The sequence below is a fragment of the Mycoplana rhizolycopersici genome (assembly GCF_013378445.1).
GTDB lineage: Bacteria > Pseudomonadota > Alphaproteobacteria > Rhizobiales > Rhizobiaceae > Mycoplana > Mycoplana rhizolycopersici.
Window position 1 is genome coordinate 102,081 of record NZ_JABXYK010000010.1, and the last position, 14,429, is coordinate 116,509.

Sequence of the window (14,429 nt, forward strand, 5' to 3'; positions counted from 1 at the left end):
GCGTCCTGTTTCGCGGTATGAATGAGAGGAAGTCAAAGCCGATGACGACCCGCACGATTGCACCCCGTCGCGCAACGCCGCGACGGGTCGAGAAAGAGACCGCGGCGACAACGGTCTACCATGCCCTAAAGCGCGACATCGTCCACGGCGTGCTCGAACCCGGGCACAAGCTCCTGATCGACCAGATCGCAGAGCGCTATTCCGCCGGCACGAACCCGGTTCGGGAAGCCCTCAACCGGCTCTCCTCCGAACGGTTGGTGGACCGTGAGGATCTTCGCGGCTTCTTCGTACCGCCGATCTCGCTCGACGACTTCCGCGACATCGTGCGCACACGCTGCTGGGTCGAGGGCAAGGCGCTCGAGGAATCGATCCGCAATCGAACCGAAGCCTGGGAGGATGCCATCATCCTCGCCAACCACCGTCTGCAGAATACGCCGATCCATTATTACGAACACACCGAGCCCGGCATGCCGCCACCGGACAACAGCCCGTGGGAAGAGCGGCATCGCACCTTTCATCGCGCCCTTATTGCCAATTGCGGTTCTCGGCACCTTTTGCGTTTCGCAGACGAACTCATGCTGCTGGGGGAGCGATATCGCTTCATCTCGATGGCCAACAGCTATCCCCGTCGCCGCAGCGTCGATGAACATCAGGCGATCGTTGACGCCGCGCTGGCCGGCGACACGAAAAGAGCTGTCGAAGCGCTTCAGGGTCAGTATCAACTGACGCTGAAGATCTATGAAGAAACGATGTCAGGCGAGTGAGTCTGCCCTTTCAGTCCGGATTTTTCTATGAATTTCGATATTGAGACACTACTGGCCCTCGGCGGCCTGCTTTTGGTGGCGGGTGCCGCCGTCGGCTTTCTCGCTGGTCTTTTCGGCGTCGGCGGAGGGGCGGTTTCCGTTCCCGTTCTCTACGAGGCTTTTGGCTTCATGGGCATCGATGATGGGGTTCGGATGCCGCTCGCTGTTGGCACCTCGCTTGCATTGATCGTCCCGACCTCCCTGCAATCGGCGCGCAGCCACTATCTGCGCGGCGCGATGGATCTGCGTGTCCTTCGGCAATGGGCTGTGCCGATTCTGATCGGCGTCAGCATCGGTTCCGTCGTGGCGCGCTATGCCGATCCCTGGGTGTTCAAACTGGTGTTTATCGGGGTCGCGGGGCTGGTCTCGGTGCGGATGCTGCGCGGCTCCGGCTGGAACGCCGCAGACACCCTCCCCGGGAAGGGGCTGATGCGCTTATTCGGTATGGTCATCGGTTTCCTTTCCTCGCTGATGGGTATCGGCGGCGGGGCGATTTCCAACCTGATCCTGTCGCTGTTCGGCACACCCATTCATCGCGCGGTCGCCACCTCTGCAGGGGTGGGCGTTCTCATCTCGATACCCGGCGCCATCGGTTACATCTATGCCGGCTGGGGCAAGGCGGGATTGCCGCCGGACGCGCTCGGTTATGTCTCGATTCTCGGCTTCCTGCTGCTCCTGCCGACGTCGTTTCTCACCACCCGCTTCGGGGTGCAGGCGGCCCACGCGCTCAAGAAGCGCCAACTTGAGGTGCTCTTCGGCCTCTTCCTCATGACGGTCTGCCTGCGTTTCATCTACGACATGTTCATCGGTGGAGCGTCCTGACGAACGCTGCACGCCGCATTCCCGCCCGTTTGACAGACAGGTGGCGCGGCCCTTTATCGCTATGGCTTAAGAGTGGTCGGGAGAAGCTTCCGAGCTGCGAGGTTGCGCATAAGGTCTGAAACGCCAAAGACCCACGGCGCCGCACGATCGGTTGCCCGCACGTGGTTCACCAGCGCGCCGAGCTCCGGCGCGCTGATCGTCACGATATCGCCCGTCCTGTGGGTGAAGCCGCGGCCCGGTTCGTCACGATCCTGAACAGGTGCGAACATCGTACCGAGGAAAAGAACGAGGCCATCGGGATAACGGTGGTGAGCGTTGATCGCCTGGGCTACCAGGTCCTCGGGGTCCCTGCTGATCTCGCTCATCGAGGAGCGACCTTTCATCTCGAAACCCTCGGGACCGTCAACGCGCAGTGACAGCTCCAGCTGGCGGACGTCATCGATATTGAAATCCGCATCGAAGAGGCGGATGAAGGGGCCGATGGCGCAGGCGCCGTTATTGTCCTTCGCCTTGCCAAGCAAGAGCGCCGAACGGCCCTCCACGTCGCGCAGGTTCACGTCGTTGCCGAGCGTGGCGCCGACGATACGGCCGAGGGAGGAGACGACGAGCACCACTTCAGGTTCGGGATTGTTCCAGGTAGAGGCGGGATGCACGCCGATATCGACCCCCGTGCCGACCGCCGAAAATGGCTGGCCCTTCGTGAAGATCTCGGCATCCGGGCCAATCCCTACCTCGAGATACTGACTCCAGGCACCGGCCTCGATCAGCGCTTCCTTCAGCTTTGCAGCTTCAGGCGATCCGGGCTTGAGATTTCGGATGTCGTCGCCGACCAACGAAGCGATCCGGGCGCGCATGCCGCCCGCTGCCGCCGCGTCGCCGCGGATCTTTTCCTCGATGACGCGCTCCAGCATGGAGACGACGAAGGTGACGCCGGCCGCCTTCAAGGCCTGAAGATCGACCGGGGCCAGAAAATGCGGGCGTGATGGATCGCGGCCCTCCACCGGAGTATTGGACAGAATGTCGATCGCCGAGCCGATGACCTCGCCGTCGGCCGCCCGCAACGCATCGACGGGTTGCGCGGTCTCGCACAGATCGCGAACCGTCGGATATGCGGCGGAGATGTCGATGACCCGCCCGGCCTGAATGCGGACGACCGATGGCCCGGCAACGTCGGGGCGAAACACACGCCCGACGAGATTGGCCTGGGTGTTGTCCAGAAGGGTCTTGGTAATCGCGTCGATCATGTCTTTGCCCTTGTGTTGTCCATGCCGCTCAAGCGAAGCTTTTGCGGAAGAGATCGTTGAGATCGGCAACCACGGTTCCCGCTGCCTCGCTGCCCTTCAGACCGGCGCTGATGCGCTCGGATGCCGCTGCCTGGAACGGCATGTAGCCATCGTGACGCGGGCGGAGATATGAGCCTTCGAGCGTCGCACGCGTCTTGCGGTAGAAGTCCCAGGCAGGCGCGTTGACGCCATCATCTTCCCAGGCTGCTGAATGGCCAGGCTGTCCGCCTGCCGACGCATAGGGACCGCGCTGCGCATCCGCGCCGGAGATCCAGTAGGCGAAATCCACCGCGGCTTCGGGATGTCTGGTGTAGGCGGAGACCGCGATACCGGTTCCTCCAAGTGTCCCCCCTACTGGGCCGTTCGTCCCTGCTGTCGGAATATCGGCGAAGTCCACCCGCCTCTCGCGGAAGCCATCCCAGGCATAGCTGACATAGCCGTAGGTGTAGGGAATGCAGGCGATCCTGCTATCCGCCGCAGACATCGCTTCCGACGCCTGGATCGGATCCATGTCGAAGCAGGCCGGATCGAGGTGTGCGACAAGGTCCTTCAGGAGATCGTAGACACGGGCACCGGTAGCGGAATCGATGAGATCGCCCGGCACGGTCGAACACGGCCGGCCGAGATTGGCTGCCAGCGTGTAGAACGTCATGAGGGCATGGGGGGCGCGAAGCGGGAGGAGGACACGTCCTTTATGGGCGAGTTCCATGACCTCCTCCCAACGCGCCGGCGCACGAGCCGCGAGATCCGGTCGGAAGGCCTGGACCTGCGTCGCTGCATCGATGGGGAATGCCCACTGGCGACCTTGCCAGAAATAGCTGCGATAGGACGGGCCGACGGTGGCCTCGCTGAGCGCTTCGCGTTCCGTGCCCCGGCCATCGACGTCGAGCGGAAGCAGGCAGTCTTCCTGCGTCACCTGCCCCACGTGAGGATGATCGATGACGATGAGGTCGTAGGCGCGGGCCAGTTCGTCGACGGGGTAGCTCTCGAAATCCTGAAGAGAACGCTTCTCCCAGAATATCTCGACGCCCGTCTTCTCCTTGTAAACCTCGGAGCAGTGCACCATCGGATCGTATCCGCGCGGATGGCTCCAGGTCATGCCTTTCAAAGTCACGGTCATGTTCGCAACGCTCTCGCTGAAATTCGGATCGGAATTGTCGTCAACGCCGGTGGAACACCGGAGTGCGCTTTTCCTTGAAGGCAGCCCGGCCTTCAAGGGCGTCCGCCGTGGCAAAGCAGATCGTCTGCAGATCGCGCTCGTATTCGATGGCCTTTTCCTGCGGCATGGTATGGGCGGCGCGCAGGTTGAGCTTGGCGGTCTCGGCCGCGATCGGGGCGCGCGAAGCAATCGTCCCGGCAATCGCGCGAGCTCGTGCCATCAATTCGGCCTGCGGTACAACTTCGCTGACGAGTCCCCAGCTCAGCGCTTTCTCGGCCGATACCGGGTCGCCGGTCATCAGCATCAGGGCCGCGTTGGACGCACCGATCGAATGCGCAAGGAAGGTGGCCATACCGCCGCCGCCGATCCAGCCGAGCTTGATCTCCGGTGCCGCGAACTGGGCATTTTCGGAGGCGATGCGGATGTCGCAGCTCATCGCCGTTTCCAGCCCGCCGCCGAAGGCATAACCGTTGATGGCGGCAATCGTCGGCTTCAGTAGCCGCCGCATGGCATCGCAATAGTCGGGACGATTGCGAAACTGCCACGGCGTTTCGTAGGTATCCAATTCCTTGATGTCGGAGCCGGCGCAGAAGGCCCGTTCGCCGGCGCCGGTGACGATGACGCAGCGGATCGAATCGCTGGCATTGACCGATTCCACCGCCGTGACGATCGCGTCCGACATTTCGGGCGTGACGGCGTTGAGCTTGTGTGGCCGGTTCAGCGTGATGGTCGCCACGTGGCCGTCGACGACAAAGAGAATATCGTCCGTCATCGCTCAGAGTTCTCCCTGAGCGACGACACCAGCTGCCAGAAGCGTCTCTATCCGCTCGGGCGCGAAGCCCGCCTCCTTCAGCACTTCGCGCGAATGCTGCCCGGTCACCGGCGCGCCGCGATCGACACGCGAGGGCGTCTTGGAGAAGTTGATCGGGAAGCCGGGAGTCTTGATACGACCCTCCGTCGGGTGGTCGTACTCGACGAAGGTGCCGTTATGCCGGATCTGCTCGTCTTGCAGAAGATCCTCATATCCGTACACCGGACCGCACCAGATGTCGGCAGCGCGCAACAGCGACAGCCATTCGGCGGATGTTTTGGCCAGAAGCCGTTCACGCGTGCGGGCGAAGATGTGGTCGCGCTGCGCCCAGCTGTCCGTCTCGTCGTCCATCGTCAGGAAAGACGGCTCACCGATGATCTCGCCGAATTTCTTGAGTGGTGGGAAAGCCACGATAATGTAGCCGTCGCTGGTGGCGAAAGCACCATAGGGCGCGCGGATGTAGACATGGGCGTGCGGCTCGGCGGAGCGCGCCTGCGGCTTGCCGGCCACGGTGAAGACCGACAGTTCCTGCATCTGGATGTTGGTGATGGCGTCGAGCATGTTCACCTGGACAAGCTGTCCCTCGCCGGTGCGTTCTCGGTGAAGCAACGCCGCCAGCGCGCCTTCGAATGCGGTATAGGCTGCGACGGCGTCGACCAGATACTGGCCGGCGGCTGTCGGTGCTTCGCCCTCCCTGCCTGCCGACAGCATGGCACCCGACATGCCCTGCAGGATCAGGTCCTGGCCGGGACGGTCAAGATAGGGGCCGCTCTCGCCGTAGCCCGACATCGAGACATAGACCAGACGCGGATTGAGCTTCGACAGCGTCTCGTAGTCCACGCCGAGCCGTGCGGCGACGCCCGGCCGGTAGTTCTGCAGGAAGACGTCGGCGTCCTTGACCAGATCGAGCAGCACCGCCTTGCCCTCGGGCGACTTCAGGTCGATCGCCAGCGAACGCTTGTTGCGGTTCAGCGAAAGGAAGGACACGTTGATGCGGTTACCCTTCGCGCCACCGGCCGAGACATGGCGCTGCCACTCGCCGGTCACCGGCTCGATCTTGACGACGTCGGCGCCAAGATCGCCAAGCCGCTGCGCGGCGAAGGGGCCCGCCATGGCGATGGAGCAGTCGAGGACGCGGTAACCGGAAAGAATACCGGAGCTTTTGGTCATATCGGTAGATCCTTGGTACTGACTTTGCAGTCGGTTATGCTCAATGGAAGAAGTTCGGCAGCCACATCACGATCGGCGACCAGTAGGTGATGATGAGAAGCATGAGGGCGAGCGGGATGTAGAAGGGCAGGATCGCCCTGATCATCTGTGAGAAGCGGATTCCGGCGATGTGCTGGCAGATGAAGAGGATGACGCCCATCGGTGGCGTGATGGCACCGATCAGAAGGTTCACGATCATGATGACGCCGAGATGGATCGGATCGATCCCGTAGGCGGCGGCAAGCGGCAGGAGCGCCGGCGTCGCGATCAGCAGCACGGCCGTCGTCTCGATGAACAGACCCATTGCCAGTAGTGCTACGTTAACGATCAGGAGGAATATGATCCAGTTCGCCCCGATGGACTCGAAAAAGCCGAGCAGGCCGGACGCATAGTTGCCGACGGAAATGATCCAGCCGAACGGCACGGCGGCGGCGATGATGAGGGTCAGGATGCCGGAGGTGACGGCGCTCTGGCGGATGTGCATCAGCAGAGACGAGAAAGTCAGGTCCTTGGTGATGAAGCCGAGGACGACGGCGTAGATTACCGTAAGCGCTCCGAGTTCCGTCGGCGTCGCGAAGCCGAGCAGCATGCCGGCCGTCAGGAAGATGGGGGCGACAAGTGCCGGCAGAGCCTTCCAGAAGGTGACAGCGATCAGTGGAATGCTGGCGCGCGGCTCTGTCGGCGCCTTGACCCGGCCGGTCGCCGCCAAAACCCAGACCAGGATCATCAAGGCCAGGCCCATCGTCAGGCCAGGAATGATGCCGGCAAGGAAAAGCTTTGTCAGCGACACCTGCGCCGTCACCGCGTAGACGACCATGATGACGCTTGGCGGAATGATGGGGCCGATGATGGCAGAGGCGGCGGTGCAGGCGGCCGCGAACGGCGCGCTATAGCCGTGCTCCTTCATGTGCTTGATCTCGATGGTGCCGAGACCGGCCGCATCCGCCTGCGCCACGCCGGACATGCCGGCAAACACCATGCTGCCGAAGATGTTGACTTGCGCTAGTCCCCCCTTGATGTGACCGACGAGTGCAACGGCAAAGGCGTAGATGCGTGCTGCGATGCCGGCGCCGTTCAGGATATTACCGGCAAGCACGAACAGCGGGATCGCGATCAGCGGAAAACTGTCGAGACCGGATGCCATGCGTTGCACGACGATCTGGATCGGCATCGGCGTGAAGACGTCGATATAGGCCAGAGACGACAGGAAGAGCGCGATGGCGACGGGGACCTCGGCCGCGAGGAGGACCAGGAAGCCTGCAAATAGAATGAATATCGGCACGGGATCAGCTCGCGGTTAGGGGAATGTCTTGCTCTTCGACGGGGAACGGCTCGATGAGCGGCGTCCGGTCCTTGAGCACAATCAGTCGGAACAGGCGTGCGAGGCTCGAAAAGGCCGTCACGAAGGCGAAGTAGAACAGGGGCACGGAATAGAACCACGAGCGCGGCACATCGATCGGCAGCGCCATCGTCATGCTCCGGCTCTCGATCGCAATGACGCTCGGCGTGATCCACGCGAGATAGGCACAGCCGAGAAGGATGAAAATGTGGCTCAGGATCGCAATCTTGCGAAGCCCATCCTCGCCAAAATTGGCGCTGAAGAGCTCGACCTTGATCAGCTTGCCCTGCTTGGCGCCGTAGCTGGCCCCGACGAACGTGATCCAGATGAAGGCGTAGACGGCTCCCTCCTCCACCCAGGTGATGGGGCGTCCGAAGGCGTAGCGCGTAAACGTCTGGAGCGCGATGGAGGCAATGATGAAAACCATCGCGACGACCAGCGCGGAAATCTCTATGCGGGCGATGCTGCGGATGATCCCCGCGAAAACCCCGTCGATTCTTCTAGAAAGCATTGGTTCTACCTTTCGGCGATATTCGAGCGTCCGACGATTGAGGAAGGCGGCCGGCTCGAAGCCGGCCGCCCGTCTCCAATCAGTCCAGCGCCTGAATTTCGGCCCAAAGGCCCTTCGGCCAGAAGCCGTCGGCTTCGAGCTTTTCAACGGCAACTTCCGAACGCTCGCGAAGCGGTGCGACGTCTATTTCCGTCACGACCGCTCCGTCGGCGGCCATCTTGTCGAGCGTCGCGGCCTGCTCTGCAGTGACCGTTTCCATCTGCCAGTTCACCGCATCCTGCGCGGCCTCGGTGAGCAGCTCCTGGATTTCGGGCGACTGCGACTGGAACCACGCGTCGTTGACGGCGATGTTCGCAATGATGCGCACATGGTCCGTGCGCGTGACGTTCTTCGCCGCCTCATGGAACTTTGCGCCGTAGATCGACGAGATTCCGCCCTCGGCGCCTTCAACGACGCCCGTCGACAGTCCCAGGAACGTCTCGCCCCAGGCGACGCGCGCCGGCGCCGTGCCCAACGTTTCCCAGAGCGCCAAGTAGGTGCGGATTTCGGGAACACGCATCTTCAGACCGGCGAGGTCTTCGACACCCTTGATCGGGCGGGTCGACACCATCACCCGGATCTGTCCGGGCGCGGCCGCCAGGACTCTGATCCCCTGTTCCGTGCGAAGTTTCTCGATGGCGTTCTTGTAGGTATTGCTTTCGATGAAGGCCTGGACATGGGCATTGTCGCGGAACAGGAACCCCCAGCTGACGATGTTCAGTTCGGGCACCCAGTTGGAGTAAAAACTGAAGTCGTCGCCGTAGAACTGCACGGCGCCGCTCATCACCTGCTCGATGACCTGCACGTCGTTGCCAAGCTGTTCGCCACGAATGAAGTCCAGCTTGATCTGGCCTGCGCCGCGTTCGTTGACCAGGTCGACAAAATGCTGGTTCTGGCGATCATATACCCCCTCCAGCGGGTCGGCCCCGCCGAATACGGCGGCGACCTCGGCTGAAGCCGTGCCCACCATTGCCAGCAGCGCAATCGCGCTGACCAGGCCTCTTCCCAAAATTTTCATGCTCTCCTCCCTTTGAGCTGGACGACCCTCACGTCGCCCTGTTCCTACCCAACCTGCCGAATGCCTTCCGGGGCCTTTTCGACCATGCGTATGTGATCGCTAACAAGTACCGTTTCTCCGCGCTGATTAACCACCTCGCACCGCTCGGTCACTCGCCCATATTGGGGCTTGCGCGGATCGTCCGCCTTTTCGACGACCGTGATGCGGGTGTGGATCGTATCTCCGATGAAGACGGGGCGGATGAAGCGAAGCCTGTCATGGCCATAGCTGAACGAGGCCGGATTGACCTCGGCAGCTGCCAGCCCGATTCCGATGGAAAACACCATCGTCCCGTGCGCGATACGCTTACCAAATGGAGTTTTTGCCGCAAAATCAGCATCAACGTGATGGGGAAAGAAGTCGCCCGTGTGTCCGGCATGAACGACGATATCTGTTTCGGTGATCGTTCGCGTCGAAGATGAGCGGGTTGCGCCGATGGTGAACTGCTCGAAATAAACTGCGACCGGCATGATTTCCTTCCCCTCCATGACAGCATTCGAAATCGACGGTGGCCAGTCTTCGGCTCACGCGCTGCGCGACCATGTGCCGGTCGCTTCGAATGGCAGGAATCTAGGTCTCCTCCCCAAAATTCCCTATTTTTGTGTTAGCGCTATCAAAAGGAGTTGTCAATTGCCGTCCGGACACTTTGTCGGCCTAGGCGCTTCCGCGTCTGAGAAGCTGAAGCGGCACGACTGTCTGGGAAGGTCCCTGAACGCTTCCGTCCAATCTGGCGAGAATGGCATTGGCGGCAAGAACGCCTATTTGCTCGAAAGGAACGGCGACCGTAGTCAGCGCCGGCACGATTGCGTCGGCGAAGTCGTAGTTGCCGAAACCGCAGATCGCTAGCTGTTCAGGCACACGCATCCCGCGGCGATTGCACTCGAGCAGGGCGGAAATCGCAAGGGTGTCGGCGCTGAAGAAGATCGCCTGTGTCAGCGGATCGATGGCAAGAACCTGGTCGAGGCCGCGAACGCCGTCGCCTGCGGGCATGGGCAGTGTAAGCTCGATACGGGCGACAGGTGCGAGCCCTGCCTCGGCCAGGCGGGATTGCAGCCCTTCGAAGCGCGCATTGGAGCGAAAGTCCTGGTCGCTCCGGCCGCCGACATAGGCTATGCGAGTCAGGCCGCGGCTGAGAAAGAGCTCGGCAACCTTCCGACCCGCCTCCAGGTTGCTGAATCCGACGGACATGTCCATGGCAGCGTTGTCGCCGTCAAATGTTTCGACGACCGGCACGCCACTGTTCCTGAGAAGCTGCCGGGTGAGATCCGTATGCTGTGTGCCTGTCAGGATGAAGCCATCGGGCCGGCGTTCGAGGAAGGACTGGACAAGGCGTTCTTCGCGCAACTCGGAGTAGTCGCTATGGCCGATCACGACCGAAAAGGAATGCTCTTCCAGCACCCGGACGATGTGGTGAACTTCTTGCGCGTAGACTGTAGCCGAAAGGCTCGGAATGATGACGGCTACGATATGGCTGACACTCGAAGCCAACAGCCGTGCCGCGCTGTTCGGAATGTAGTTCAGTTCGCGGATGGCCTGCTCAACCAGCTTGCGGGTATCGTCCGCGACGAGTTCCGGTCGGCTGAGGACGCGCGAGACCGTCTGCGTGGAGGTGCCGGCCAGTCGCGCGACGTCCACCATCTTTACCCCGCCGCCGGACAAGCGGCGGCTGCGCACGCGCTTTTCTGTTGCCTCCGACATAGGCCTCCCCTCACCCGAATTCTGCGGGAGAAGTAACGCAAAATCACTGCCCTGCAAACGTTCTTTGGTGGCGTCTGCGACGACGAATGGACGAAGACCCGCGTCCGGGGGGGGCTATCGGCATTTGGCCACCCGTCTGCAACAGTCCTCCACCTTGCCGGTCACCCTTCAACCGGCCTGCCGGCAGGACATCTATTTGAGCGGGTCGATCCCCTGTCGGATGTCGCTGGCTCCCTTGCCGAGCAGGCTCTGATCGGATCCGCATATGAAAATGGTGAAGCCGAGCTTGGCGAAGCGCTCGGCTTCGGCAACCCTACCGATATGGATCGCCAGCCGCATGCCTGCGGCCGTTCCTGCCGCGGCGATCCCGGAGACCGCATCCTCCACGGCCGCATCGTCGATCGTCGACGCGCCGAGCGAGCGCATCAGATCCGCACGGCCGACGAACAGCGCGTCCACGCCTGGAACGCGGCAGATGGAATCAATGTTGGCCACACCTTCGACATCCTCGATCTGGCACCAGACGTTGACCGCCTCGTCGCTGGCCGCCATGAAGTCGGCAAGCGTCCGGGCGCCGTAGTCCCCGGCGCGGCCCGAGGGCGACAGACCACGCCCCCCGGCGGAAAACCGTGCTGCTGCCACAGCATCTGCCGCATTCTCCGCAGACATTACGTGCGGGATGACGATTCCGCTCGCACCGGCATCAAGGCAGGCTCCGATAAGGGAGGTCCGCAGCTCCGGCACCCGGACGAGCACCGGAAAGCCGCGTGGATGGGTCGCCGCCAGTACCTCGTCGATCGCTTCGATGCCGAACGGTGCATGCTCGGCATCGAGGACGGCGAAGTCGAGCCCGCTGTGGGCCAGTATTTCGCCGACATGGCGGGATGGCGTCTTCTGGAAAGTTCCGGCGACCTTCTCCCCGGCATGGCAGCGCTGCCGGAACAGCGCATAGCGATCGAAAGCGCTGTCCATCATCTATACCGCCTCAAGAATGGAGACGTAGTTGGCGACGCCGCTGCCGCCCATGTTGAAGACGCCGGCAAGACCGGCGCGCGGAAGCTGCAGCGCGCCCGCCTCTCCGACGAGCTGCATTGCGGACAGAACATGCATGGACACACCGGTCGCGCCGACCGGATGCCCCTTCGCCTTCAACCCGCCGGAGCGATTGACCGGCAGGCGGCCACGCGCGTCAGTCCAGCCCTCCAACACCGCATGCGCGCCCTTGCCGGGGGCGGTCAGGCCCATGGCCTCGTAGGCGAGAAGCTCGGCGATTGTGAAGCAGTCGTGCACCTCGACGAAGGAAAGGTCCGAGATCTCGAGGTTTGCCGCGCCGAGCGCCCTGTTCCAGGCTTCGCTCGCGCCCTCCAACCGGTGCAGGTCCCGTTTCGAGAGCGGCATATGGTCGTTGACGTGGATCGCGGCTCGGAAGCGAACCGCCCGTGGGAATCGAGCCATGTCGTCTCCCGTCGTCATGACAATTGCAGCCGCACCGTCGGATATTGGCGAGCAGTCTGTGCGGCGCAACGGGCCAGCCACGATCGGATTCCTCTCGCTGACCGTGTTGCAGAATTCGTAGCCGAGATCCTTGCGCATCTGCGCGAAAGGATTGTCGACGCCGTTGCGGTGGTTCTTCGCGGCGATATGGGCGAGTGCTTCGGACTGGTCGCCGTAGCACTGGAAATAGGCATCCGCCATCCGGGCAAAGACGCCGGCGAACCCGGCAGGCACGTCGCCCTCCTCCCTGCGGTAGCTGGCACCCAGAAGCGCGTCGCCGACGCTCTGCGTGCTGCTGCCGGTCATCTTCTCGACGCCGATCACAAGCACGGTGCGTCCATTACCCGCGCGAATGAAGTTGCGCCCGGCATGGATGGCCGCACTGCCCGAAGCGCAGGCATTCTCACAGCGCGTCATCGGCGTGAAGCGTAGTTCGGGAACGGACTGCAGAACGAGGCTCGAGGGGAAATCCTGCTTCGCCATGCCGTTGTTGAACATGCCGACAAAGACGCCGTCTATGTCGGCCGGTTGCAGCCCGGCATCTTCGATCGCCTTGCGCGCCACTTCGGCGACGAGCGCCTCGGCGTCCTTGTCCTCATGTTTGCCGAACGGCGTGTGGGCCCAGCCCACGATGACCGGATCACTCATGCATTCCCCCGTTTCTCCGAAATCCGCGATCCCTGGCGTCAGCGGGCACAATGGCCGGCATCCATTTCGCGCAGCGTCGTCTTGACGATCTTCCCATAATTGTTCTTCGGCAGGGCATCGACGAACACATATTCCTTCGGCCGCTTGAAGCGTGCGATGCGCTCGAGGCAGAGAGTATCGAGCGCGCCCGGCTCTGCTTCGCCAACCACATAGGCGACAACCACCTCGCCCCATTCCGGGTCGGGGCGCCCGATGACCGACACTTCCCGAATGCCGGGGTGGACCAGCAGGACTTCTTCGACCTCGCGCGGATAGATATTGCTGCCGCCGGAGATGATGACGTCCTTGGAACGGTCCATCAATGTGAGGTTTCCGTCTTCTCCGAAAGCGCCGACGTCTCCGGTGTGCAGCCAGCCGTCTCTCAGCGTTGACGCCGTCGCCGCCTCATTGTTCCAGTAGCCGCTCATCACGGTCGGGCCGCGCACGAGAATTTCGCCGGAAACGCCTGTCGCAAGCGGACGGCCGTCAGTGTCGACCACGATGACCTCCATCATGCCGAACGGCGTCCCCACACTGCCGAGTGCCGCGCGCCAGCTGGCGCGTTCGCGGTCGGCAATCGCCGACTTGTCGAGCACCGTAATTGTCATCGGCGTCTCGCCCTGCCCATAGATCTGGGCAAGCCGGGGGCCGAAGACGTCCAGGGCGGCAATGGCGTCTTCGACATACATCGGGCCGCCGCCGTAGATGATCGTGCGGAACCCGGACGGATCGAAGTCGCTGGCCGCGCCGACCATCCGCTTGACCATGGTCGGGGCAGCAAAGAGCGACATGCCTCGCCAATGGGCCGAAAGCTCGAAAACCTCGCCGGCATCGAAACCGCCGGTTTCAGGTACGACGTTGATCGCGCCACGCAGGATGTGCGCCATCATGTAGAGACCGGCGCCATGGCTCATCGGCGCGGCGTGCAATGTGCTGTCGCCGGGCGCGGTCGGATCGACCTCGGCGAGGTAGGCGTAGGACATGGCCGCGAGATTGGCGTGCGACAGGCAGGCGCCCTTGGGCTTTCCGGTCGTCCCGCTGGTATAGAACAGCCAAGCCATATCACCCGGTAGCCTCGCCGCAGGTGCGACTGCGTCGGATGAAGCAAGGATGTCCCAGTCGCTGCCGCCGAGTTTTATGAGATGGCGCAGGCAGGGCGGCGCCACCGCGGCAACGCTCTCGGCGATGTCTTTGGACGCGAGGACGACGGACGCGCCGGCATCCTCAATCGAGAAGGCGATTTCGTGACCGTGCAGCTTGGCGTTGACAGGCACGGCAACGCCGCCGGCAAACCAGATGGCATAGAGAGCGGTGACGTAATCCGGATCGTTCTTGGAGGCGATAACAACCCTATCTCCCGGACGCACACCCAGCCGCGTGACGAGGCCTCCGGCCAGGCGGGCGGTGCGCTCCGCGAGTTCACCGTAGGTTGCGACAACGCGGCGACCGTGCCCGAGCGCGGGAAGCATCGGATTTGTCCTGCCATTGCGGGCGAGCCAGGATGCAATGTTCATCGC

The 14,429-nt window shown here is 62.7% G+C and carries 14 protein-coding genes; 2 read left to right on the top strand and 12 right to left on the bottom strand.

Features of this window, described 5'->3' with window-relative positions; all coding sequences use genetic code 11:
• Positions 1 to 41 precede the first annotated feature (41 nt).
• Together HV823_RS16915 and HV823_RS16920 are read left to right on the top strand one after the other, a co-directional pair.
• The gene (locus HV823_RS16915; RefSeq protein WP_176950903.1) at positions 42 to 764 is read left to right on the top strand and encodes a GntR family transcriptional regulator; all 723 of its coding nucleotides are present in this window, start codon (positions 42 to 44) and stop codon (positions 762 to 764) included.
• 27 nt (positions 765 to 791) lie between these two features.
• Complete coding sequence (locus HV823_RS16920) at positions 792 to 1,625, top strand: sulfite exporter TauE/SafE family protein (RefSeq protein WP_176950904.1); 834 nt, start codon at positions 792 to 794, stop codon at positions 1,623 to 1,625.
• Positions 1,626 to 1,684: 59 nt separating this feature from the next.
• Here the strand turns inward: HV823_RS16920 and HV823_RS16925 are convergent, their stop codons facing one another.
• From HV823_RS16925 to HV823_RS16980, 12 genes are all read right to left on the bottom strand, one after another.
• Positions 1,685 to 2,869 (bottom strand): fumarylacetoacetate hydrolase family protein, encoded by a 1,185-nt coding sequence (locus tag HV823_RS16925; RefSeq protein ID WP_176950905.1) that lies wholly within the window; start codon positions 2,867 to 2,869, stop codon positions 1,685 to 1,687.
• A 28-nt stretch (positions 2,870 to 2,897) separates the two neighbouring features.
• The gene (locus HV823_RS16930) at positions 2,898 to 4,028 is read right to left on the bottom strand and encodes an ABC transporter substrate-binding protein (protein WP_176950906.1); all 1,131 of its coding nucleotides are present in this window, start codon (positions 4,026 to 4,028) and stop codon (positions 2,898 to 2,900) included.
• A 40-nt stretch (positions 4,029 to 4,068) separates the two neighbouring features.
• The gene (locus HV823_RS16935) at positions 4,069 to 4,839 is read right to left on the bottom strand and encodes an enoyl-CoA hydratase/isomerase family protein (RefSeq protein WP_176950907.1); all 771 of its coding nucleotides are present in this window, start codon (positions 4,837 to 4,839) and stop codon (positions 4,069 to 4,071) included.
• Positions 4,840 to 4,842: 3 nt separating this feature from the next.
• Complete coding sequence (locus HV823_RS16940) at positions 4,843 to 6,048, bottom strand: CaiB/BaiF CoA transferase family protein (protein WP_176950908.1); 1,206 nt, start codon at positions 6,046 to 6,048, stop codon at positions 4,843 to 4,845.
• Between the two features lie 40 nt (positions 6,049 to 6,088).
• Positions 6,089 to 7,369 carry a TRAP transporter large permease gene (locus HV823_RS16945; RefSeq protein ID WP_343051878.1) on the bottom strand — a complete coding sequence of 427 codons (1,281 nt, stop codon included), beginning with the start codon at positions 7,367 to 7,369 and terminating at the stop codon, positions 6,089 to 6,091.
• A 4-nt stretch (positions 7,370 to 7,373) separates the two neighbouring features.
• Positions 7,374 to 7,937, bottom strand: a complete 564-nt coding sequence (locus HV823_RS16950; RefSeq protein WP_176950909.1) for a TRAP transporter small permease — start codon at positions 7,935 to 7,937, stop codon at positions 7,374 to 7,376.
• Between the two features lie 79 nt (positions 7,938 to 8,016).
• Complete coding sequence (locus HV823_RS16955; RefSeq protein ID WP_246301507.1) at positions 8,017 to 8,994, bottom strand: TRAP transporter substrate-binding protein; 978 nt, start codon at positions 8,992 to 8,994, stop codon at positions 8,017 to 8,019.
• A gap of 44 nt (positions 8,995 to 9,038) precedes the next feature.
• Positions 9,039 to 9,521, bottom strand: coding sequence for a MaoC family dehydratase (locus tag HV823_RS16960; RefSeq protein WP_343051879.1), 483 nt, complete (start codon positions 9,519 to 9,521; stop codon positions 9,039 to 9,041).
• A gap of 166 nt (positions 9,522 to 9,687) precedes the next feature.
• A complete protein-coding gene (locus HV823_RS16965) occupies positions 9,688 to 10,731 on the bottom strand; it encodes a LacI family DNA-binding transcriptional regulator (protein ID WP_176950911.1) in 1,044 nt (347 codons plus the stop codon).
• A gap of 192 nt (positions 10,732 to 10,923) precedes the next feature.
• Positions 10,924 to 11,706: an HpcH/HpaI aldolase family protein gene (locus tag HV823_RS16970; protein WP_176950912.1), complete on the bottom strand. Its 783-nt coding sequence runs from the start codon at positions 11,704 to 11,706 to the stop codon at positions 10,924 to 10,926.
• Positions 11,707 to 12,873: an acetyl-CoA acetyltransferase gene (locus tag HV823_RS16975; RefSeq protein ID WP_176950913.1), complete on the bottom strand. Its 1,167-nt coding sequence runs from the start codon at positions 12,871 to 12,873 to the stop codon at positions 11,707 to 11,709.
• Between the two features lie 38 nt (positions 12,874 to 12,911).
• The gene (locus HV823_RS16980; RefSeq protein WP_176950914.1) at positions 12,912 to 14,426 is read right to left on the bottom strand and encodes an AMP-binding protein; all 1,515 of its coding nucleotides are present in this window, start codon (positions 14,424 to 14,426) and stop codon (positions 12,912 to 12,914) included.
• Positions 14,427 to 14,429: the final 3 nt, after the last annotated feature.

What these genes read in the sequence shown, in the direction of transcription:
- HV823_RS16955 (WP_246301507.1), bottom strand. Translation starts at nt 8,994, where the DNA reads ATGAAAATTTTGGGAAGAGGCCTGGTCAGCGCGATTGCGCTGCTGGCA.
- HV823_RS16930 (WP_176950906.1), bottom strand. Translation starts at nt 4,028, where the DNA reads ATGACCGTGACTTTGAAAGGCATGACCTGGAGCCATCCGCGCGGATAC.
- HV823_RS16980 (WP_176950914.1), bottom strand. Translation starts at nt 14,426, where the DNA reads ATGAACATTGCATCCTGGCTCGCCCGCAATGGCAGGACAAATCCGATG.
- HV823_RS16935 (WP_176950907.1), bottom strand. Translation starts at nt 4,839, where the DNA reads ATGACGGACGATATTCTCTTTGTCGTCGACGGCCACGTGGCGACCATC.
- HV823_RS16920 (WP_176950904.1), top strand. Translation starts at nt 792, where the DNA reads ATGAATTTCGATATTGAGACACTACTGGCCCTCGGCGGCCTGCTTTTG.
- HV823_RS16915 (WP_176950903.1), top strand. Translation starts at nt 42, where the DNA reads ATGACGACCCGCACGATTGCACCCCGTCGCGCAACGCCGCGACGGGTC.
- HV823_RS16960 (WP_343051879.1), bottom strand. Translation starts at nt 9,521, where the DNA reads ATGGAGGGGAAGGAAATCATGCCGGTCGCAGTTTATTTCGAGCAGTTC.
- HV823_RS16975 (WP_176950913.1), bottom strand. Translation starts at nt 12,873, where the DNA reads ATGAGTGATCCGGTCATCGTGGGCTGGGCCCACACGCCGTTCGGCAAA.
- HV823_RS16940 (WP_176950908.1), bottom strand. Translation starts at nt 6,048, where the DNA reads ATGACCAAAAGCTCCGGTATTCTTTCCGGTTACCGCGTCCTCGACTGC.
- HV823_RS16925 (WP_176950905.1), bottom strand. Translation starts at nt 2,869, where the DNA reads ATGATCGACGCGATTACCAAGACCCTTCTGGACAACACCCAGGCCAAT.
- HV823_RS16950 (WP_176950909.1), bottom strand. Translation starts at nt 7,937, where the DNA reads ATGCTTTCTAGAAGAATCGACGGGGTTTTCGCGGGGATCATCCGCAGC.
- HV823_RS16970 (WP_176950912.1), bottom strand. Translation starts at nt 11,706, where the DNA reads ATGATGGACAGCGCTTTCGATCGCTATGCGCTGTTCCGGCAGCGCTGC.
- HV823_RS16965 (WP_176950911.1), bottom strand. Translation starts at nt 10,731, where the DNA reads ATGTCGGAGGCAACAGAAAAGCGCGTGCGCAGCCGCCGCTTGTCCGGC.